The following is a 20,028-nucleotide window of genomic DNA, read 5'->3' on the forward strand; positions in this document are numbered from 1 at the left end:
CCTCCCCGGCTGTGTTATGCCCGAGAGGACTGTTTTTTTATACAGATAAAATTATAACAGTCCGACTAAAGAATCCAACTGTGTAATTTCAATATGCGGTAAAAGGCGGGTTTCGGCATCATGATAAACATCGCGTCCGTCAAGATTTATCCAGCAGGTCTGCATTCCGCTGCGCAGTGCGCCTTCCACATCCGTATTCAGATTATCACCGACATGCAGGATATTGGCGGGCGGTAGCATCAGACGCTCTGCGGCAGTCTGATACATATCACAGAAGGGTTTTGAGCGTCCGTCAGCACCGGCTCTGAGGATAAAGGTGAAATAGTCCGCCAGTCCGCACTTTTCCGGCTCCATGTTACCGTTGGTGATCGCCGCCAGCGGAATTTTTTCAGCCAGCAAAGCGAGGGTGTCATGAGTGGATTGCGGTATATCAATACGGCTGCGCCACTGTGCAAAATGATCCATAACAGCATCCGTACCGGTCTGTGCCAGTGCAGCGGTATAGCCGTAATGCAGAAAGAAGGAGCGCCAGGAGAGCATACGCCAGCGGCTGACATCATGATAAATATCCGGATGCTGCCGGCGTACCCGGTTACGGAAGACAGTAATATAATCCGCAGGTAACTCACTGAAACGCGGGTCATACTGACGAATAAATGCAATTACTGCCTCTTCCGTTTTATCCATCACCGGACGATTATCATACAGCGTATCGTCAAGATCAAAGGTCATGGCGCGGACAGGTAAAAGGGGGCGGTAAAAACGCATCAGGGTTTTCCTCGTTTGGCGCGCGGATGTGCAACATCATACACATTAGCAAGATGCTGAAAGTCCAGATGGGTATAAATTTGTGTGGTGGACAGATTCGCGTGCCCCAGCAATTCCTGTACCGCGCGCAGGTCGCCGCTCGATTCCAGAATATGTGTCGCAAATGAATGACGCAGTTTATGCGGATTAAGATGGCTGTTCAGCCCCTGATGCATACCCCAGTATTCAAAACGTTTCTGCACATTGCGTCCGGAAATCCGTTTGCCGCTTTTGGTGGAGATAAATATTGCCGTGGAGTCCGGGTCATACAATTCGCGCAATTCCAGCCAGCGCTCCAGGCAACTGACAGCCATCCGCCCGAGCGGGACTTTGCGCTCTTTACTGCCTTTCCCCAGCACCCGCACCTCACCACCTGCCAGGTCGATATCACCTGTATTCAGCCCGACCAGCTCAGACAGTCGCAATCCCGCACCGTACATCACTTCCAGCATGGTACGGTCACGTACGGTCAGCGGATCATTGCTTTCTATATCCATCAGGCGGGTGATATCATCGACATCCATATTTTTCGGCAGATGACGCCCCTGTTTCGGGGCGCTGACGGCTTTTGCGGGGTTCGCGGACATCTCACCGCAACTAACCCGCCAGTCCAGAAATGAGCGCAGGGAAGAGAGGCGCAGGGCCAGACTTGCCGGCTGTAAACCTGTGCGGCGGCTTTTTGCCGCCAGCATCCGGACGGTTGCCGGTTCGAGTTGCGCCCAGTCTGTGATTTTGCTGCTGATCATCATCCCGGCAAGTGTCGTGAGCTGCCGCCGGTAGTTTGTGATAGTCACCGGACTTAACCGGCGCTCAACCCGCAGATATTGCAAAAACTGCTCCACGGGTACAAGCAATTGTTCTGTTGGTGTGCCGGTCATGCCAGTTCTGCCCAGCGTTGCAGCAATTGCGGCAGAAAATACGCAACCTGATCCAGCATCGCCGTTCCCATACCGTTATGGTAATGCTCTTTATCACGGCTGACGAATACCACCACACCGAGATCATGTTGTGCGCCGAGCAGGGATACCGCCGCTGAACCGACAAATGCACTGTCCGGCAGCAGCAGCTGAATTTCAGGTGCGGTCAGACGACCGAGAAAGTGGTTGCGATCACCAAAGCGGGAAAGTCGCATCGTTTCAAAATGTGAGCGGGACAGTGCCAGTTCCTGATTACGGAACGGCGCACCCAGACGCCAGCAATCTGAAAACAGACGGATCCGCGCATGACTGAGTTTCAGACTCTTTGCCCAGATATTCAGACGGTCGGAAAAATCATCAAGTGATGTGGCAGCAGAAAGAGAAGCCAGTAGTTTGAGAAGACGCGAGAACAGTTGTTCATTTTCCCCGGCCGCCATCATCAGCTGAGCCAGGTCATCCGTCAGAGTATCAATCCGGTTACGCTGACGCCCCAGTTGCCATTCAACCAAAGAAACCGCTCCTTTTACCGGATGCGGGATAGTCATTTCTGCAATCTGTGAGGCATTGCGGATAAAGAAATCCGGGTGTGCTTTCAGGTAAGCGAGAACGGCGGCATCATCCGGTTCACACAGACGTTCAGCCTGCGTGGCAGCCGTATCCTGTAGACTGTCCATCGATATTCATCCTCTTTATGACATTTAAAGATGGATAACACCATCAAATACATGGGTGGCGGGACCGGTCATAAACAGCGGTTTTCCCTCGCCTTCCCAACTGATAAACAGGCGTCCGCCCGGCAAATCAACCCGGACATTGTCCGACAGTAATCCCTGACGGATACCGACAGCCACTGCCGCACAGGCACCGCTTCCGCAGGCCCGTGTTTCACCCACACCGCGCTCATAAACCCGCAGACGCAGGTGATCGGGCGCGAGTATCTGCATAAATCCGATATTCACCCGCTCCGGAAAACGCTCGTGGCTTTCCAGCACAGGGCCTATCACATCCACTTCCGCTACCTCTGTATTTTCCACCTGGATAACACAGTGCGGATTGCCCATGGATACCACGCCACACAAAACCGTGCGCTCTGCTGCGCGGATAATATAGGTTTTTTCTTCTTTCACCGCCCGGAACGGCACCAGTGCAGGATCAAACTCCGGTATGCCCATATTCACCCGGACATTGTCATCATCCGTAAGACTGAGCACCATCCGCCCTGACTGTGTGCTGACCCGGATATCCCGTTTATTACTCAACCCTTTCAGGCGGACAAACCGGGCGAAACAGCGCGCGCCGTTACCGCACTGGGCAACTTCGCTGCCGTCTGCATTAAAAATACGGTAGTGAAAATCCAGTTCCGGATCATAAGGTGCTTCAACCACCAGCAGTTGATCAAAACCAACGCCGGTGTGCCGGTCTGCCAGGCGGCAGATAAGCTCCGGTGAAAAATAGATATTCTGGGTGATGGCATCCACCACCATAAAATCATTGCCCAGACCGTGCATTTTGGTGAACTGCATGTTCAGATCCTGTGTATGCGTCAGTAACCGGGGAAATTATCCGGTGGCTGTCCGGTCACTGTTATTTCGTGCTGCCGGTTTCAGCCGCTTTATTCTTTTGTACAGCCGGCGGTACATCTGCGTTATCCGCAGGGGCACTTTTCGCCGCGGCAGGCTCTGCCGGCGGGAAGTAAAGCGGGCCTTTCAGTCCACAGCCGGACAAGGTCAGCAGCATCACAGCGGATGCCGCACAGATCATTTTTTTCTTCATTTATAGTCATGCCTGTTAATCATCGGTCAATACCCTCTATAATCGCAGTTAGATGTCGAAAAGCAAATAGGAAATGACGATGAACGATACAGAATTTCACCAGACAGCCGATGTTCTGATGCAGAATATTGAAGATAAATTAGATAATTACGATGGCGACGCTGATATTGACTGCGAAACCAATGGCGGCGTAATGACTCTGAGCTTTGAAAATGGCTCAAAAATTATTATTAACCGGCAGGAAGCATTTCATCAGATCTGGCTGGCAGCCCGTAACGGCGGCTATCACTTTAGTCTGAAATCAGATAAATGGATTTGTGATCGCAGCGGCGGGGAGTTTTTTACCATGCTGTCAGAGGCGGTCAGCGAACAGAGTAGTGAAGCATTCAGCTTCTGACACCCTCAGGCATGACAGACTGACGGCACAGGCTGATGATACAAACCTGTGCCGCGCACAAACATCAGCCGCGCTGCCCGGCGGCCTGATACTGAAGTGGTGCTATCTCAGTGTGAAAATCCGAATACAGGGTATCACCGCGCTCTTCAACCGCCAGATGCGAAAATACATTACCGTGAAAAGGTTTCACCTGTGTTTTCCCGTCTGTTTTCAGAATCTGATAAAACTGCGGCAGATTGAAATTGATAAAGCTGGAGCCGTAAGTAAAACGGTCGTGGGAAGACGAGTAAAAACGACTGACATCACGGACGAGATCATCTTTACTACCTTCGCAACCTGAATAAATCTCCACGCGGTTTGATTCATCCAACACGTAAATATTAAAGCCGTTATCATCACGGTTTTCAAAGAAAAACTGGATAATCCCCTCACTCGCATAGCCATCCACCACATCAGGCAGATGCCCGGTTTCCGTACTGATTTTTACCGGAAATCCACGCAGTTTGTTATTGGAGATAGCGCCGTAAAATTCGACAGCATTTTCCAGTTTCTGTACTGAGACATTCAGACGTTCAAAGAACAATCCCCATGTCTGACCGGCAAGACGCAGTGCCTTGAAGCGGCCCGGGTCCTGGCGGTTAGTGGTTAAGCGCAGCTCAATACACTCAGAAACCAGTTGCTGAATACGGGTACGGATAAGCCCGCGCAGATGACGACTGTAACAGAAAACCTCCACGCCTGATGGCGGTGCGGCATCCTGGTGCATCTTACCCAAAATCGTTTTGATGGCTTCCAGCACCGACTGTTCGCCGCTGAAATGCAGTGTCCGGACTTCGTTCCATGAGTTGCGGTAAAGCAAATCAATACTGCCGACCAGGCACTTTTGATCCTGACCGAAACTGAATACATCAGGTTTGCTCATATCAAAATGAACAACCTGCTGCGCAAAATCAGCCGTCGGATCCTGCTCCAGATTGACGATAATCGCCAGATGACGGATTTCACACGGACTGTAAAGCGCACGCGGGGTCGGTGCCGGCAGGCTGATAGGGAAATTCTGTGAAACATCATGCACCAGTTCATGCAATTTTTGTTCATCACAGTGAGATTTACCGTTATGAATATACACACGGGTTTTGTCTGTCAGCAGCCCGTTAAAGTAGGTCCACGAAACAAGCTTATTCAGGTAGCGGTTATATTCAAGCGGCTGGTGACCAATAATAGTATGAATGGTCGGCGCCTGATTATACAGATACCATCCGCTGCGGTTGGCGCGCCCCTGAGGAACATAAATAAAGGTCAGATTCTCTTCTGACAGATCCGGCGAAATCTGCGGATTCACCAGGGTCACTTTCCCCGGCAGTGCTTCAAATGCAGCATACAGTTTCCGGGTCAGAACGCCGATATCCTGCGGGCTGGCGCTGACACTCAGATTGTTGCGCCGCGCAAAACGGATCAGGTTACGATAGCTTTGCATCATGGTGTCGAGCAACTCATTGTGCGCATCGCGCACCTGCTCAATCTTCCAGTCATTACGGCGATCAAGTACCGCCAGACGTTCCGGTGACCATCCCCATGCGGTAACCATCTCCGCCAGCACCTGGCAGCGCCAGCCGCCGGATGCGCGTTCACTGACTCCGGCAGGCGGTTTTTCACAGATTTTCAGGTAAAAGCAGCGGCGGATTAAATCGAGGCGGGTTTCATCATTAATCGCTTTCAGATAACGCGTGATGCGATCAAGCAGCATACAGTAGGCATCCAGTCCGTAATGAACTATCTCACCGGCATGAAGATGTTTCTTAAACTCTGTAGCCAGAAGCTGCCCGTTCGGGTAATCCCACGAGTAAGCTTCCAGCAGTAAACTTTTGATAACGGCTTTATACGGTGAATCAACACTTTTATACAGTTGCCACAAACTGGCACCAAAGTACTCTTCTGCTGATAATTCACCCAATCCGCCCAAATCCAGCCATTCATTCGGGGTTAATACACCCTGCGCATAAAGTGACATCACATATTCATCGTAGTGATGTTCTTCTTCTGCCGGTACCATCGTCCACAGCAGGCGCTTACCGGCCATCCGCACAGCAGTGCGGTAAAATTCATCAAGCAGTAAAATATGCTGGGTCGAGCCGCAGTCTTCGCCGTTCAGGCTGCCGCTGGCATTATGACGGAAACGGTTTTCGTCGATCAGAAAGAATGTGACATCAATCCCTTTACCCGCAGCCCACTCTTCAATCAATGTGCATTTGCGCTGTAAATTCTGTTTTTCATCATTATCAAGCCAGGACTGGTGACAAACCCAGATATCCAGATCAGACGAATGGCTCTGACCGACAGAGGAGGTACTGCCCATAGAGTAGATGCCGGTGATCGGCAGTTCGCCGTTGGCATTGCACGGCTTGCATTCACCATGCTGACGGGAAAAATCACTCATCCAGTCAGTCTGAAAATCGTCAGATGCCCAGAAACAGACGCCATGCGGCACGCTACCCTGTACATAGCCCGGCATATCAGGATGGTGATGATGCAACAATACGGGCAACAAGCCATACACTTCTGTAAACGCCCGACTCATCCCGATGGTCGCGCGCTCTGACCTGAGCTGATTTATTGCATCCAAACGCTGCTTGAGAGTTTCAATATAGAGATACAAAGGGTTCGCCTGATTTTATTTCATGTAACTGGAAATGACCTGATGCCCGGCTTTATGTGCAAATGAATACAGACTAATGATGACGCTGAAAATGATAAGAATTGGAATCAATGTTAAATTGCCGGAAACGTGATCAATCTAACACCTTCAGGGCAAAGGGTAAAGCATGAGACTAAAAAAGGCACGATTACCCAAAGTCATCAATCCGGATATAAATAGTTGTAAATACTCTATTTTCTATAAAAATTATCATGATACACACAAATAGTGTAAGGAAATAATCCGTAAATCTTGCGCGGGCATCAGTCTGTATTCTTTTTAACCAAAAAAGTAACATCACGTATCCCTGTATGTCTATTTCACTTATTTTAATAATACAATTAATTAGTTATTTAAATTGAAAGGATTTAATTAATTACCAGAACTACAAATTAATTTCATTATTTAAAATATATTTTAATCACCTCCTGACATACTCCTGCCACCTGATAATAAAATTCGTCATTTTTCAGCCTTATCTGCCGGGCAGATCTCGTCACATAACTGGAAAAATAATCAGCAAAATGATAAAACAAGGGCAGTTTTTCTTATTTTTCCGGTTACCCTTCACACCAGAAATCCGGATAAAAAGACAAGGATCCCAGATAATTATCATGACCAATCAACTGTTGCGCATCGCTACCCGTCAAAGCCCGCTCGCTCTCTGGCAGGCCGAATTTGTTAAACAGGCGCTTGAAAAGCGGCATCCGGGGCTGCATGTCGAACTGGTCCCGATGGTGACCAAAGGTGACATTATTCTTGATACGCCGCTGGCAAAAGTGGGCGGTAAAGGTCTGTTTGTGAAAGAGCTGGAGATGGCATTACTGGAAAACCGGGCAGATATTGCCGTGCATTCCATGAAAGATGTCCCGGTGGATTTCCCGGACGGGCTGGGTTTAGTCACTATTTGTGAGCGTGAAGATCCGCGCGATGCCTTTGTTTCCAATCAGTACGCGTCTGTTGATGCATTACCGCCCGGCAGCATTGTCGGTACCTCCAGCCTGCGTCGCCAGTGTCAGTTACGGGAACGCCGCCCGGATCTGGTGATCCGCGACCTGCGCGGTAATGTGGGCACGCGGCTGGGTAAGCTGGATAACGGTGAATATGATGCCATTATCCTGGCCGCCGCCGGACTGAAACGCCTGAAACTGGATGCCCGCATCCGCTGCGCATTATCACCGGAAGAGTCGCTCCCGGCAGTCGGCCAGGGTGCTGTGGGTATTGAGTGCCGTCTGGATGATGAACACACCCGTTCTCTGCTCAGCGCACTCAATCATGATGCGACAGATATCTGTGTCCGGGCGGAACGTGCGATGAATACCCGCCTTGAAGGCGGCTGTCAGGTACCAATAGGCAGTTATGCAGTCTGGCAGGGTGATAATATCTGGCTACGGGCGCTGGTCGGCGCACCGGACGGCAGTGAAGTTATCCGTGGTGAGCGGCTTTGTACGCCGCAGGAGGCCACCGCCGCCGGCGTTTCTCTGGCAGAAGAGCTGCTGGATAAAGGCGCACGGGCTATCCTGACTGAGGTTTATCAGGGGCATGCACCTGCATGACTATCCTGGTCACCCGCCCTTCCCCGGCGGGTGAAACCCTGGTCAGCGCACTGCGCGCGCGCGGGCAGAATGCTGTTTTTGCCCCGCTTATCCGGATACAACCCGGAGACGAACTGCCGCTGCTGACCACAAAAATGGCGGCTCTTTCTCCCGGTGATGCCCTTTTTCTGCTGTCAAAGAATGCGGTTTATCACGCAAATGAGCAGCTGATTCAACAGAATTACCTGTGGTCTGATAAGTTTTGCTATTATGGTATCGGGCAGTCAACTGCACAGTATTTTCAGACTCTGACCGGATTATCCGCCGCGTTTATGTCCGGCGGCGAAACCAGTGAGCATCTGCTGACCCGCCCGGATTTACAGACACTGACCGGACACCGTATCCTTTTACTGCGCGGTAACGGCGGCAGAGAGCATCTTGCTCAGACCCTGCGCGAACGCGGTGCTGACGTAAATTACTGCGAATGTTACCGCCGTGAGCCTGTTGTGTATGATGGCGGAGAGTGCGCCCTGCGGTGGCAAAAACAACAAGTGAACACCCTGGTGGTCACCAGCGGCGAAATGCTGCAACTGCTCAGACAACTTATTCCGCCGGCACATATCAGCTGGTTATTTCAGTGCCGGATAGTCGTTGTCAGTGACAGACTGGCGGTGATTGCACACTCTCTGGGCTGGCAACATATTATTATTGCCCGCAGCGCAGACAATGAAGCCTTACTTCAGGCTCTTCAATGAATCAATATGGGACGCCATTTATGACGGAACACGAAAAAAATACCGGTTCTGCTGATACGCCTGACACACAGGATGCTGTATCTGATACAACGGTGCAGGCGGATAAACAAACCGCAGCCCGGGAAAGATCTGCCGGAAAAAACGTCACTGAAAAAGCGGCGTCAGCTAAAAACAGCACGACCGCACAGCCGGAAGCACCAACGCGCGGACACATCCCGCCCGAACCCTCTGCCGCAGAAAAAAAACCACAATCCGGTTTTCTGCGCAGTGCCGTTGCACTCGCCGTTATTTTACTGATCGGCGGCGGTGTATGGTACGCATCGCAGGTCAATACGCAAACGCTGTCACAGAGGCTGGAAGCGGAAAATGCACAGCTGAAATTACAGATGGCGCAATTGCAGCAGGAACAATTGCAAAGCCATAAACAAATGCAGGAATTTATCACTCAGCAATCAGCACTCAGCGCTCAGTATCAGCAACAGGATGTCACACTGAAACATGAGCTGGATTTACTGCGCAGCCGTGTCAGCGCCTTGTCCAGTGCAGATGTAAAAAGCTGGCTGATAGCACAGGCTGATTTTCTGGTCAAAATGGCAGAACGCAAGCTATGGAATGATCAGGATGTTGTCACCGCCATGGTATTACTGAAAAATGCCGATGCCAGCCTGGCAGAAATGAACGATCCCGGTCTGCTGGATGTCCGGACCGCACTGCGCAATGATATCACTGCGCTATCAGCAGTCAGCCAGATCGATTTTGATGGCACCATTTTGCGCCTGAATCAACTGGCAAATCAGGTTGATAACCTGCGTATTGATGACGGCAGCCGTGACGGTGCGCCGATGGACAGCAGCGACAGCGAAGGTATCACATCATCCGTTGCAGACTGGCGGACAAACCTGACCAAAAGCTGGCAGAGCTTTATGAGTGACTTTATTACTATCCGCCGTCGCGACAGCAGCGCCGCACCTCTGCTGGCACCGAATCAGGATATTTATGTCCGTGAAAATATCCGCGCCCAGTTACTGATTGCCGCTCAGGCGGTACCACGTCACCAGGAAGAGAGCTACAAGCAGGCTCTGGATTCAGTCTCCACCTGGGTTCGTGCATATTTTGCGGATAATGACCCGGAAAATACCGCATTCCTGAAAGAAATTGATGAATTAGCCGCGCAGCCTGTTGCCATGAGCATACCGGACAGCCTGTCCAGCCAGCCACTGCTGGATAAACTGGTACAGACGCGGATCCGCCGTTTGCTCAATGATGAAGCTCCGCCACCGCCTGTTGCCGAACCACAGGCAGTACCCACAGAGCCGGCACCAGCTGAGCCGGAAGCAGCACCAAAACAGGAGGGATAACGGATGTTTAAACTCTTTATTCTGTTCCTTGTCCTGATCGCGGGGATCATTATCGGACCGCTGGTCGCCGGACATCAGGGCTATGTGCTGATCCAGACTGATGATTATGACATTGAAACCAGTGTCACCGGACTCGTTATCTGCTTTCTCGGATTACAGGCCGCGCTGATATTACTCGGCTGGTGCTGGCGTCGTCTGAGAACCGGCAGTTCCCGGACTCTGGGCTGGTTTGGCGGACATAAACGCAACCGCGCCCGCAGCCTGACCAATGACGCCTTGCTTAAACTGGCAGAAGGCGATTTCCGTCAGGTGGAAAAATTACTCAGCCGCAGCGCAGATAATGCCGAACAACCGCTGGTCAACTATTTACTCGCCGCAGAAGCAGCACAACAGCGTAGTGATAATATCCGCGCTAATCAGTATCTTGAGCGGGCAGCAGAGCTGGCCGGAAATCACCAGTTACCAGTTGATATCACCCGCGCACGTATTTTGCTGACCCGTAATGAAATTCCGGCAGCACGCACTGCAATTGATAACCTGCTGGATATTGCCCCACGCCATCCGGAAGTACTGCGTCTGGCAGAGCAGGTTTATGCACGCTCCGGTGCCTGGAAATCCCTGGTTGCCATCTTGCCGGCAATGAAAAAATCGGGTGAGTTTACTGATGAGCAGGTTGAGCAGACAGAAACCCGCGCCTGGCTCGGTATGATGCAGCAGGTTGCCGATCAGGATGGCAGTGATGCGCTGCGCCACTGGTGGAAAAATCTGAGCCGCCATCTGCGTCATAATCCGGATCTGGCGGTAGCCGCTGCACAGCACTTTATTGCTGGTGATGATATGAGTGATGCAGAAGCCGTGATACTTGACGGGCTGAAACGACAGAAAGATGACCGCCTGTTGATACTGCTGCCACGCATCCGGACAGAAAATCCGAAAGCTATCCGTAAGATACTGAACCAGCTACAAAAAGATGACAGCAAACAACCGTTGCTCAATAGTACATTGGGGCAAATGGCAATGCAGGAAGGCCGGTGGGAAGACGCGGAGCAATACTTCAAATCCGCCCTGAATACCCGCAGAGATACACATGATGCCGCCTGGCTTGCCGATGTGCTGGATAAACAAAAAAAATATGAAGAGTCAGCAATGATCCGCCGCAATGCACTGCTGGACACACTGACACTGCCGGATGAGAACCATTAACTATACACTGATACGTCATTAAAAGAGATTGACTGCATCATGTATTGATGGCAAAAATAAGACATAAAAAAACACCTATCGTGAAACGATAGGTGTATAAAAATACAATCAGGTCTACAGACGGGTGGTGCCTCACTCAACGTTACGTCCTGTTGTTGATGTAAAGATTTCGGGATCTTTTACATCGATAACCCGGACAATAGGCACCGAATCTAGCTCTGCATCATCTCCGGGTTTATGAAGCTTTCGCAATCATAAGAAATGAGATGAGCATCTACACGCAGAGTAATGCACAACCCGTGCCAACTATTACGCCCCCTTATTTTCCCACGGATCCCGTGGGTTTATTTTTTCTGCTCCACTCCCCTGAGTTAAATGACCGGTGCAATTCCGCCCACACTGTCTCTTTTTTGAGACGCTTTTTGATATCAATATTATTTTTATTATAAATCAATGGATTAAGTGTCTCATATTAACGACATGAATTATGCCTATTGTCGCCAAATACCCACAAACCATATAACCAATTGATTTTCAATATAAATAACTCAGTCGTTAAATACACAAAAGATATTCACCAGCCTTTTTTCCACAAATAGTCAGATAAACAGGATTAGCAGGATTAGCAGGATTAGCAGGATTAGCAGGATTAGCAGGATTAGCAGGATTAGCAGGATTAGCAGGATTAGCAGGATTAGCAGGATTAGCAGGATTAGCAGGATTAGTTAAACAGAAGAGACAAAGAGGGGAAAGCAATAATATGAAAAATAACAGAACGGCAGAAACGAAAAAGCCCCGCTATAAGCGGGGCTTTTTCTGAATATGGTCGGCGAGATAGGATTCGAACCTACGACCCACTGGTCCCAAACCAGTTGCGCTACCAAGCTGCGCTACTCGCCGAAAGTCTGACTTTTCATGATGATGGTGCGAAGGGGGGGACTTGAACCCCCACGTCCGTAAGAACACTAACACCTGAAGCTAGCGCGTCTACCAATTCCGCCACCCTCGCAGGTTCATCACTACAGTCAATGCTACATGTAAAATGGGGTGGCTAATGGGACTCGAACCCACGACGACTGGAATCACAATCCAGGGCTCTACCAACTGAGCTATAGCCACCATCACATCGTAACATTTTACTACAAACTACAACTACTTACAACAGCGAAATACTTAATCCGTAACTTGTGCACACTTAATGGTGCGCCCGACAGGATTCGAACCTGAGACCTCTGCCTCCGGAGGGCAGCGCTCTATCCAGCTGAGCTACGGGCGCTTTACGCCGTTGCGGGAAAGAATAGTACGGATTTCTCTATTATCTGTCCAGTGCTTTTTTTCACAAATGTATCGTTTGCTCAGTCTTTATCCGTTTCGCTGAGAAAGAGAGCATTTTTCCGCAAAAAGCCCCCTGAAATGCCCTGTTTACAGTTTATTTCCGTAATAATAACCAAGAAATTTCAGCAATTTAAACTGGCGGCGAAAGCGGGTTGGTTGCGATAACAGGCGGTAAAGCCATTCCAGCCCCATATTTTGCCATACTTTAGGTGCACGCTTCACATGTCCGGTAAACACGTCGTAGGTACCGCCTACGCCCATATAAAGGGCATCCGGATAAACCTTACGGCAATCACGCATAAAGATTTCCTGTTTCGGCGATCCCATGGCGACAGTCACAATCTTTGCCCCGCTGTCACGGATGCGCTCAAACAGTGCATCACGCTGCTCCGGGGTAAAATATCCATCCTGAGTACCGGCAAGATTCACATTCCATTGCGCTTTCAGCTTAGCCTCTGTTTCCGCCAGAACCGCCGGTTTACCGCCAACAAGAAAAACAGGCGTGTTTTCCTGCCCGGCCCGCGCCATCAGTGCTTCCCATAAATCAGCACCGGCAACACGGGAAACATCCGCCTGCGGATATTTACGGCGTATTGCACGGACAATACTGATGCCGTCAGCATACAGATACTCTGCATTGCTCAGCAGCGTATTCAGTGCCTCGTCCTGTTCTGCGGTCATTACTTTCTCGGCATTCATTGCCACCAGTGTTCCGCATTTAATCTGTCCGTCCGCAAACAAATGATTCAGAAAATGTGCCTGATCGCGGAATCCCCGAATCGGGTAATTACGGATACTGTATTGCGGGATTTGTTCCGTACTGCCGGCATCAGCTGATAACGGTTCCATACTCATTCCTTACGATGAAAGACGGGTGCGTTTGCCCTGTGAAATCACATAATGACGGATGACCCCGGCCACTTCGAACAGCCAGTACAGTAATTTCGCCACCACCAGACAAAAACCAAAAATAAGACAGAAGAACACCACGCGGGAAACAAATGAGTCCATTCCTTCGCGGGCCAGTACAATCATGTTAAATATCGCCCCGAAACAAAATGCATGCAGGATAGCCGCTTTGTAACGGTTAGTTTCCCGCTGCCCCTGAACATAGAGCCAGTCAAACCATTTAATAATCAATCCGACCACCACAGCGCCGAGCGGAATAAACCAGAACCCGCCCATGACCACCAGCGATCCTATCAGTGTCGGGGAAATCGCCAGCCCGGAATGGTTATTCAGTACTTCCCAGGTAAAATAGTTTGCCGCATTCAGTACGGTATCCGGCCGGTCAGGCCACAGCCAGCCCGGGATAAAGACATAGAAATCACGGATGATCGGCGCCAGTCCCTGAAACTCGATTTTGTCGTAGTTATCCAGCAGCAGCCCGAGGTTCTCCCACGGCGAGAATGTATCGCGGGTCAGATAGAGGAAGGTATAGAATGCTTCTGCGCCGCTGACATCCAGACTGTAACGTTTGAGCGCCAGCCAGAACATACCCACCACACCGAACACACCGGCGCTGACCAGCATCCACAAAGAGATCCAGCCACGGACAATCCCGATAAACAAGAACAGTGCGAACGCAATAATGATATTGGCACGGGTTCCGCCGACAATAATATAAGTCATGATCCCGAATGCCACTGTCGCTATCAGGAAGCCAATCCAGCGGTTAAAGGTCGGTTTCAGGAAGAACACCACCAGCATGGCGGGAATGAAGAAATAGAAAAAGCGCTTTAGCGCCACGCCGGTGACCTGGCTTGAGAAAATCTGGCTGTAGGTTTTCAGCTTGAACAACAGCAACCCGTTTTCCATAAAGAAAATTCCGGCAGTACCAATGGCAATCGCTGCCAGCAGCATCCAGGTCAGGTTTGTTTCTGTTTGATTCATGCTGAATAACGGACGGCTGCCCGTTGATTGCGTTTTGCGTAACCGGGTTTTATACGCCACATAATAAATAGCATAGAAACTGGTTGATGCCAGCAATGCCTGCAACAACGAGGAAGCCGGTACCACCTGTACATCAAACTGAAAAACCAGCGTAAACGTAAACGGGAAACCAAAATAGAATGTCAGCAGATAAAGCAGGGAAAAGAAGATATTAAAATTGAAACGAACCCGCCGGAACTCACGGTAGGTCAGCAGCAGGATGAACATCAGTGAGATAAACCAGACGGCAAACAGCCCGATAAAATCAAACTGACTCATGACTTTTTCTCCTGCGAAAGGGTCAGCGCACGCTCCCAGCCCTGAATAAAGTTCGGGCTGAAAAAGGCGATTTTTTCACGGTTGAGCGCAAACAGTTGCTCACGCGCCAGCGCTACAACAGCCGGAGTCAGCTCATCACCGTAAAACAGAACCGGTACCTGCTGCTCTGTCATATCCTGCCAGAACGGGTTCTGACGGCTGATAACAAACGGAATACCGAACTGAATCAGCAGACAAAGTGTGCCGATCCCCTGCTGACGGTTAAAGATAAAATAGCCGAGGTCGCACTGTCTCAGTTGATTGAGATAAACATCAAAGTCTATTTTATCTTTCAGAATGTCAACTTGTTGTGAAGAAAACAGTTTCTCTGCAAACTCTTCAACTTCGGCAATATAAGCGCTGTTATTTTCCGGATATCCCATCGGAATAATAATCTTTACCTTGTCACCGAACTGCGCATGAATGCGTGTCAGCGCCTCTGTATGACGATTTGAGCTGTCACCCGAGTTACCCAGCAGGATCATGACATTATCATCACTGCGTGGTTCAGGCGGTGTTAAAACCGTCAGGGACGGGTCCATGCGGGTCGGGAAATAGAGTAAATCCCCCGGTACCTGTGGACGGAACTGTTCAAAATAATTTAAATCCCCGCGCGTCCCGAAGACATGCCCGACACGTTTTTGAGCCAGGCGGCGCAGGTGATAAAACAGTCTGAATTTAAGCTGACAGGAATCTTCATATAAATCAGCCCCCCAGATGTGCCAGAAAAACTGATGACGTTTGATTTTTCCAAACAGTAATCCCAGCCAGATCAGGGCATTAAACTGACCGTGAAAGAAAAAGCGGCACTGCCGGTCACGTTTCGCTTTTACAGTGACCGCATTTGCCAGGCTTTTTTTATCCGGATAAACATCCAGTTCCAGGTTGGGATATTGCGCCAGAAGCTGTCCGGCTGTGGAAACGACCATAAATTCCGGCATTTCATCACGCGGCAGTGCAGGTGCCAGCACATCATTGAAGAAGCGCAGCACGGTTTGGTTATGGTGCGGGATATCAGATCCTAAAACGTGAATTAAAGTTATCATGCTCGCCTGCAATAGATCAGAAATACGCTACAACACAAAAGGAAGTAGATAATATAGGTCACCATATACGCCTGCGCCGCGCCGACAGCACCGTGTGCAGGGATAAGCCAGTACGCGGATAGCGTCAGTAACGCAAACTGCGTCACTTCAGTGAGGATATAAAACCGCAGTGCGGCTTTGGCAATCACCAGATATCCGAACACATATGCACCCACTTTCAGCACATCACCGGTAAGCTGCCAGACAAACAGCTCACGCATTCCGGTAAATTCGTCAGAAAACAGCAACCAGATAGCAAAATCCCGCAGTAGCCAGACCATAAAACTTGCGACAGCCACAGCAGGTAATACAAATTTCAGCGATTTTATAATTTCGCGGCGGATCGCCGTTTTTTCCTGTAAACGCGCCAGTGTCGGCAGCAAATAGACAGAAAATGATGCGGTAATAAACTGTAAATACGCATCTGAAATACTGGTGACGCCAACCCACATCCCTACCGCATCCCAACTGTAGCGGTCTGCCAGCAGGTTTCGCATCAGAATATAGGCGACCGGCAGTGTCACCGCCGTCATCAGCGCCATCAGGGTAAATTTCCCCAGATGCGAAGCAATCGCGCGATCCCAGGCCGGTTTCAGGTCAGACAACGGGAAGCGTTTACGGCGCAGCATAATAATCAGTGCAGGGAAGATAATCAGTGCAGGCACCAGCGCAAGCCCCGCCAGTGCACCGCCGTAACCCCACAGACGCAGGCAAAGATAATACGCCGCCACACCAATCAGGCTGCCCGCCACAATCGCAAGGGCATTGCCGCTGGCGTCACGGTAACCTTTTAAAATCGCAAGGAAATAGTTAGCGTAACCAATTCCCATCTGAATAAAAGCCACTGCAACGATAACTTCACGATATGAATCGTGTCCGAACAGCAGCACACTTATTTGCGCACTGAATAGCAGAAATACAATCGCCAGCAGGGTCGAAAAAATAAGAATGATAGTCGATGACGTGCCTAATATTGCCCGGCGCTTATCAGCGTCCTCATGGTGCTCGGCAATATATTTTGTGACGCCGTTAAAAATACCGGCACCGGACAACACACCGAGTACCGTAACCAACTGGCGGAAGTTTCCCGCCTGCCCGATACCGGACGGGCCGTAGGCCAGCGCCAGCAGTTTGACGACTAACAACCCCGCCCCGATTTTGATCAGGGTGGAGCCGGCCGTCCAGATTGATGCTCTGGCTAAAGACATATTACGCGAAGAAATCCTTAATCAGACGGATCACAGTTTGCTGCTCGTCTTCTTTCATGTTGTAGAACATCGGCAGGCGCACCAGGCGATCACTTTCACGGGAGGTAAAGATATCCTCACCATTAAAGCGCCCGAACTCCACCCCTGCCGGACAGCTGTGCAGCGGCACATAATGGAATACCGTCAATACATCATGTGATTTCATAAATTCATTGAATGCTGTGCGCTCTTCCACATCTTTCAGTTTGATGTAAAACATATGCGCATTCTGCTCCATACCTTCCGGTACAACAGGCAATGTAAGCAAACCATCTTCCGCCAGCGGCGTCAGGGCATCATAGTAAATCTGCCAGAATGCCAGACGACGCTCATTGATTTTGTCTGCTTCTTCCAGTTGCGCCCACAGATAAGCGGCCTGTAAGTCAGACATCAGATAGCTGGAGCCGATATCACGCCAGGTATATTTATCCACCTGACCACGGAAGAACTGGCTGCGGTTGGTGCCTTTCTCGCGGATAATTTCTGCACGCGGGATCATCGCCGGGTCATTAATCAGCGTTGCACCGCCTTCGCCACCGGAAGAATAGTTTTTGGTTTCATGGAAGCTGTAACAGCCGATATGACCAATTGACCCGAGTGCGCGGCCTTTGTAAGTCGACATCACGCCCTGTGCGGCATCTTCCACCACATACAGGTTATATTTCTTCGCCAGTGCCATGATGGCGTCCATTTCACAGGCCACGCCCGCATAATGCACCGGCACAATTGCTTTGGTTTTATCTGTGATTGCCGCTTCGATTTTGGTTTCATCAATATTCATGGTATCCGGGCGGATATCCACAAATACCACTTTCGCGCCGCGCAGCACAAAGGCGTTCGAGGTTGATACAAAGGTGTAGCTCGGCATGATGATTTCATCACCCGGCTGAATATCCAGCAGAATTGCTGCCATTTCCAATGATGCAGTACAGGATGGTGTCAGCAGGACTTTGGCGCTGCCGAACCGTTTTTCCATCCATTCTTCACATTTTTTGGTGAACTGTCCGTCACCACACAACTTGCCGCTGGTCATGGCCTGCTGCATATACCCAACTTCTGTGCCGACTACAGGTGGTTTATTAAATGGAATCATTGCATCCTCGGTATAACCAATAGGCTGTACTGTCAATCGTACCGCCGCTTTTTGTATAAAGGCGCATTGCCGCAAGATTACTGAGCTGTGTTGCAACCCGTAATACACGGCAGTGATGTTCTGCACACCACTGTTGCGCCGCCGACATTAATTTCAGGCCAATTCCCTGACCCTGATTGCCCGGCAGCACCGCCAGCAGACCTATGCGGGCGCTCTGTTCATCCGGTTTGCGTAGTGTCACAAACCCGGCTGTTTCATTCTTTTCATTACGAACCAGCAGGCAATCTTTATCAAATGTACCCAGTACCGCTTTTTCCGCCCAGGTTGCATAGAACCGGGCGCTGTCGTCCGGCTGATACCAGGGGGCACGAAAGCGGCTCTGTGCAAAAACCTGTGCCGCCGCTGTTTTTATGACCGCAATATCATCACTGGCGGCATAACACAGCGGTCTGTAAGACATTGCATTTTCTGTGCCAGCCTGCAATTTCAGCGCGAAATCCACTTCACTTTCGGCTAAAGAAAAACCCAGTGCAGATAAACCATCCAGAGCATTCAGGTCGCCGGTGGTGATTTTTGCCTGCACCAGGTCATACGGCGCGAAATCTGCGACTGTCAGGAGGACTGCATCCCGGGAAAGCGTCAGTTTTGCCGTTTTCAGGGCAAAAAAGTCACTTTCCCACGCGAGTGACTCAATACTGGCGCGGACGGACATGGAGTAAATTCTTCAGATACTGACCATAACCGGTTTTCGCCAGCTGACGGGCGGACTCTGCCACCTGTTCATCACTCAGCCAGCCGTTGCGCCATGCAATCTCTTCCAGACAGGCAATTTTAAAGCCCTGACGCTTCTCGACTGTCTGTACAAAGGTACTGGCCTCAATCAGGCTGTCGTGTGTGCCGGTATCCAGCCACGCAAACCCGCGTCCCAGCAGCTCGACATTCAGTTCGCCGCGCTCCAGATACATCTGGTTGATGCTGGTGATTTCCAGCTCGCCGCGCTCAGAAGGTTTTACCTGCTTCGCGATATCAACCACCTGATTATCATAAAAATAAAGTCCGGTTACCGCCCAGTTGGATTTTGGCTGTGCCGGTTTCTCTTCAATAGAGAGCGCGCGGAATTCATCATCAAACTCCACCACACCAAAACGTTCCGGATCCATAACCTGATAACCAAAGACGGTCGCGCCCTGTGTGCGGGCAGCAACGGTTTTCAGTTTCGGACTGAACGCGTGACCAAAGAAGATGTTATCACCCAGCACCAGGCTGCAAGTATCATCACCGATAAATTCTTCACCGATGATAAACGCCTGCGCCAGACCATCCGGAGATGGCTGTTCCGCATAACTCAGCGAGATCCCGAACTGATCACCATTGCCCAGCAGACGACGGAACGACGGCAAGTCTTCCGGTGTTGAAATAATCAGCACTTCGCGGATCCCCGCGAGCATCAGCACGGACAGCGGATAATAGATCATCGGCTTGTCGTAAATCGGCAGCAGCTGTTTCGACACCCCGCGGGTGATAGGATGCAGCCGTGTGCCGGAGCCACCAGCCAAAATAATGCCTTTCATATCAGTC

The 20,028-nt window shown here is 50.3% G+C and carries 18 protein-coding genes and 4 tRNA genes; 5 read left to right on the forward strand and 17 right to left on the reverse strand.

Annotated elements, in window-relative coordinates:
* Nucleotides 1-51: 51 nt before the first annotated feature.
* From yigB to lptM, 5 genes are all read right to left on the reverse strand, one after another.
* A complete protein-coding gene (gene yigB / locus ACMHKJ_RS06970) occupies nucleotides 52-768 on the reverse strand; it encodes a 5-amino-6-(5-phospho-D-ribitylamino)uracil phosphatase YigB (RefSeq protein WP_413492733.1) in 717 nt (238 codons plus the stop codon).
* A complete protein-coding gene (gene xerC / locus ACMHKJ_RS06975) occupies nucleotides 768-1,685 on the reverse strand; it encodes a tyrosine recombinase XerC (protein ID WP_413492734.1) in 918 nt (305 codons plus the stop codon). The genes yigB and xerC overlap by 1 nt, the downstream gene beginning before the upstream one ends.
* Nucleotides 1,682-2,398 (reverse strand): DUF484 family protein, encoded by a 717-nt coding sequence (locus ACMHKJ_RS06980; protein WP_413492735.1) that lies wholly within the window; start codon nucleotides 2,396-2,398, stop codon nucleotides 1,682-1,684. The genes xerC and ACMHKJ_RS06980 overlap by 4 nt, the downstream gene beginning before the upstream one ends.
* A 24-nt stretch (nucleotides 2,399-2,422) precedes the next feature.
* Nucleotides 2,423-3,247, reverse strand: a complete 825-nt coding sequence (gene dapF, locus ACMHKJ_RS06985; RefSeq protein ID WP_413492736.1) for a diaminopimelate epimerase — start codon at nucleotides 3,245-3,247, stop codon at nucleotides 2,423-2,425.
* A gap of 61 nt (nucleotides 3,248-3,308) precedes the next feature.
* On the reverse strand, nucleotides 3,309-3,497 hold the full coding sequence (gene lptM / locus ACMHKJ_RS06990; protein WP_413492737.1) for an LPS translocon maturation chaperone LptM: 189 nt from the start codon (nucleotides 3,495-3,497) through the stop codon (nucleotides 3,309-3,311).
* 79 nt (nucleotides 3,498-3,576) lie between these two features.
* Between lptM and cyaY the strand changes: the two genes are divergently transcribed.
* Complete coding sequence (gene cyaY / locus ACMHKJ_RS06995; RefSeq protein WP_413492738.1) at nucleotides 3,577-3,894, forward strand: iron donor protein CyaY; 318 nt, start codon at nucleotides 3,577-3,579, stop codon at nucleotides 3,892-3,894.
* Nucleotides 3,895-3,958: 64 nt separating this feature from the next.
* Here the strand turns inward: cyaY and ACMHKJ_RS07000 are convergent, their stop codons facing one another.
* The gene (locus tag ACMHKJ_RS07000) at nucleotides 3,959-6,550 is read right to left on the reverse strand and encodes a class I adenylate cyclase (RefSeq protein WP_413492739.1); all 2,592 of its coding nucleotides are present in this window, start codon (nucleotides 6,548-6,550) and stop codon (nucleotides 3,959-3,961) included.
* Nucleotides 6,551-7,203: 653 nt separating this feature from the next.
* Here ACMHKJ_RS07000 and hemC point away from each other — a divergent pair.
* The 4 genes from hemC to ACMHKJ_RS07020 are packed head-to-tail and all read left to right on the forward strand — an operon-like array spanning nucleotide 7,204 to nucleotide 11,440.
* Nucleotides 7,204-8,145, forward strand: coding sequence for a hydroxymethylbilane synthase (hemC, locus tag ACMHKJ_RS07005; protein WP_413492740.1), 942 nt, complete (start codon nucleotides 7,204-7,206; stop codon nucleotides 8,143-8,145).
* On the forward strand, nucleotides 8,142-8,879 hold the full coding sequence (hemD, locus tag ACMHKJ_RS07010; protein WP_413492741.1) for a uroporphyrinogen-III synthase: 738 nt from the start codon (nucleotides 8,142-8,144) through the stop codon (nucleotides 8,877-8,879). Before hemC ends, hemD begins: the two co-directional genes overlap by 4 nt.
* A 20-nt stretch (nucleotides 8,880-8,899) precedes the next feature.
* Nucleotides 8,900-10,237, forward strand: a complete 1,338-nt coding sequence (gene hemX / locus ACMHKJ_RS07015) for a uroporphyrinogen-III C-methyltransferase (protein WP_413492742.1) — start codon at nucleotides 8,900-8,902, stop codon at nucleotides 10,235-10,237.
* Nucleotides 10,238-10,240: 3 nt separating this feature from the next.
* Complete coding sequence (locus ACMHKJ_RS07020) at nucleotides 10,241-11,440, forward strand: heme biosynthesis HemY N-terminal domain-containing protein (protein WP_067365378.1); 1,200 nt, start codon at nucleotides 10,241-10,243, stop codon at nucleotides 11,438-11,440.
* Nucleotides 11,441-12,263: 823 nt separating this feature from the next.
* On the opposite strand, the gene ACMHKJ_RS07025 is transcribed toward ACMHKJ_RS07020, so the two are convergent.
* The 11 genes from ACMHKJ_RS07025 to rfbA all read right to left on the reverse strand — a co-directional run bounded on the left by ACMHKJ_RS07025 (nucleotide 12,264) and on the right by rfbA (nucleotide 20,021).
* Nucleotides 12,264-12,340, reverse strand: a tRNA-Pro gene (locus tag ACMHKJ_RS07025).
* Between the two features lie 22 nt (nucleotides 12,341-12,362).
* Nucleotides 12,363-12,449, reverse strand: a tRNA-Leu gene (locus tag ACMHKJ_RS07030).
* A gap of 34 nt (nucleotides 12,450-12,483) precedes the next feature.
* Nucleotides 12,484-12,559 (reverse strand) — tRNA-His (locus ACMHKJ_RS07035).
* An 80-nt stretch (nucleotides 12,560-12,639) separates the two neighbouring features.
* Nucleotides 12,640-12,716: transfer RNA gene (locus ACMHKJ_RS07040), tRNA-Arg, on the reverse strand.
* A gap of 146 nt (nucleotides 12,717-12,862) precedes the next feature.
* Nucleotides 12,863-13,624 (reverse strand): lipopolysaccharide N-acetylmannosaminouronosyltransferase, encoded by a 762-nt coding sequence (gene wecG / locus ACMHKJ_RS07045; protein ID WP_413492743.1) that lies wholly within the window; start codon nucleotides 13,622-13,624, stop codon nucleotides 12,863-12,865.
* 9 nt (nucleotides 13,625-13,633) lie between these two features.
* Complete coding sequence (gene wzyE / locus ACMHKJ_RS07050) at nucleotides 13,634-14,986, reverse strand: ECA oligosaccharide polymerase (RefSeq protein ID WP_413492744.1); 1,353 nt, start codon at nucleotides 14,984-14,986, stop codon at nucleotides 13,634-13,636.
* Nucleotides 14,983-16,071: a TDP-N-acetylfucosamine:lipid II N-acetylfucosaminyltransferase gene (gene wecF, locus ACMHKJ_RS07055; RefSeq protein ID WP_413492745.1), complete on the reverse strand. Its 1,089-nt coding sequence runs from the start codon at nucleotides 16,069-16,071 to the stop codon at nucleotides 14,983-14,985. The genes wzyE and wecF overlap by 4 nt, the downstream gene beginning before the upstream one ends.
* Nucleotides 16,068-17,318, reverse strand: coding sequence for a lipid III flippase WzxE (gene wzxE / locus ACMHKJ_RS07060; protein ID WP_413492746.1), 1,251 nt, complete (start codon nucleotides 17,316-17,318; stop codon nucleotides 16,068-16,070). Before wzxE ends, wecF begins: the two co-directional genes overlap by 4 nt.
* A 1-nt stretch (nucleotide 17,319) precedes the next feature.
* Entirely contained in the window at nucleotides 17,320-18,450 is a 1,131-nt protein-coding gene (gene rffA, locus ACMHKJ_RS07065; protein WP_413492747.1) for a dTDP-4-amino-4,6-dideoxygalactose transaminase, read from the reverse strand.
* On the reverse strand, nucleotides 18,437-19,162 hold the full coding sequence (gene rffC / locus ACMHKJ_RS07070) for a dTDP-4-amino-4,6-dideoxy-D-galactose acyltransferase (protein ID WP_413492748.1): 726 nt from the start codon (nucleotides 19,160-19,162) through the stop codon (nucleotides 18,437-18,439). The genes rffA and rffC overlap by 14 nt, the downstream gene beginning before the upstream one ends.
* Entirely contained in the window at nucleotides 19,140-20,021 is an 882-nt protein-coding gene (gene rfbA / locus ACMHKJ_RS07075) for a glucose-1-phosphate thymidylyltransferase RfbA (RefSeq protein ID WP_067400811.1), read from the reverse strand. Before rfbA ends, rffC begins: the two co-directional genes overlap by 23 nt.
* Between the last annotated feature and the right edge of the window lie 7 nt (nucleotides 20,022-20,028).

It is taken from the genome of Morganella psychrotolerans (genome assembly GCF_965118875.1).
Lineage (GTDB): Bacteria > Pseudomonadota > Gammaproteobacteria > Enterobacterales > Enterobacteriaceae > Morganella > Morganella psychrotolerans_C.

Excerpts from the sequence above, each read along its gene's own strand:
- wecG (WP_413492743.1), bottom strand. The coding sequence starts at position 13,624 with ATGGAACCGTTATCAGCTGATGCCGGCAGTACGGAACAAATCCCGCAA.
- wzyE (WP_413492744.1), bottom strand. The coding sequence starts at position 14,986 with ATGAGTCAGTTTGATTTTATCGGGCTGTTTGCCGTCTGGTTTATCTCA.
- hemX (WP_413492742.1), top strand. The coding sequence starts at position 8,900 with ATGACGGAACACGAAAAAAATACCGGTTCTGCTGATACGCCTGACACA.
- wzxE (WP_413492746.1), bottom strand. The coding sequence starts at position 17,318 with ATGTCTTTAGCCAGAGCATCAATCTGGACGGCCGGCTCCACCCTGATC.
- ACMHKJ_RS06980 (WP_413492735.1), bottom strand. The coding sequence starts at position 2,398 with ATGGACAGTCTACAGGATACGGCTGCCACGCAGGCTGAACGTCTGTGT.
- ACMHKJ_RS07020 (WP_067365378.1), top strand. The coding sequence starts at position 10,241 with ATGTTTAAACTCTTTATTCTGTTCCTTGTCCTGATCGCGGGGATCATT.
- rfbA (WP_067400811.1), bottom strand. The coding sequence starts at position 20,021 with ATGAAAGGCATTATTTTGGCTGGTGGCTCCGGCACACGGCTGCATCCT.
- lptM (WP_413492737.1), bottom strand. The coding sequence starts at position 3,497 with ATGAAGAAAAAAATGATCTGTGCGGCATCCGCTGTGATGCTGCTGACC.
- rffA (WP_413492747.1), bottom strand. The coding sequence starts at position 18,450 with ATGATTCCATTTAATAAACCACCTGTAGTCGGCACAGAAGTTGGGTAT.
- dapF (WP_413492736.1), bottom strand. The coding sequence starts at position 3,247 with ATGCAGTTCACCAAAATGCACGGTCTGGGCAATGATTTTATGGTGGTG.
- rffC (WP_413492748.1), bottom strand. The coding sequence starts at position 19,162 with ATGTCCGTCCGCGCCAGTATTGAGTCACTCGCGTGGGAAAGTGACTTT.
- yigB (WP_413492733.1), bottom strand. The coding sequence starts at position 768 with ATGCGTTTTTACCGCCCCCTTTTACCTGTCCGCGCCATGACCTTTGAT.
- xerC (WP_413492734.1), bottom strand. The coding sequence starts at position 1,685 with ATGACCGGCACACCAACAGAACAATTGCTTGTACCCGTGGAGCAGTTT.
- hemD (WP_413492741.1), top strand. The coding sequence starts at position 8,142 with ATGACTATCCTGGTCACCCGCCCTTCCCCGGCGGGTGAAACCCTGGTC.
- wecF (WP_413492745.1), bottom strand. The coding sequence starts at position 16,071 with ATGATAACTTTAATTCACGTTTTAGGATCTGATATCCCGCACCATAAC.
- cyaY (WP_413492738.1), top strand. The coding sequence starts at position 3,577 with ATGAACGATACAGAATTTCACCAGACAGCCGATGTTCTGATGCAGAAT.
- hemC (WP_413492740.1), top strand. The coding sequence starts at position 7,204 with ATGACCAATCAACTGTTGCGCATCGCTACCCGTCAAAGCCCGCTCGCT.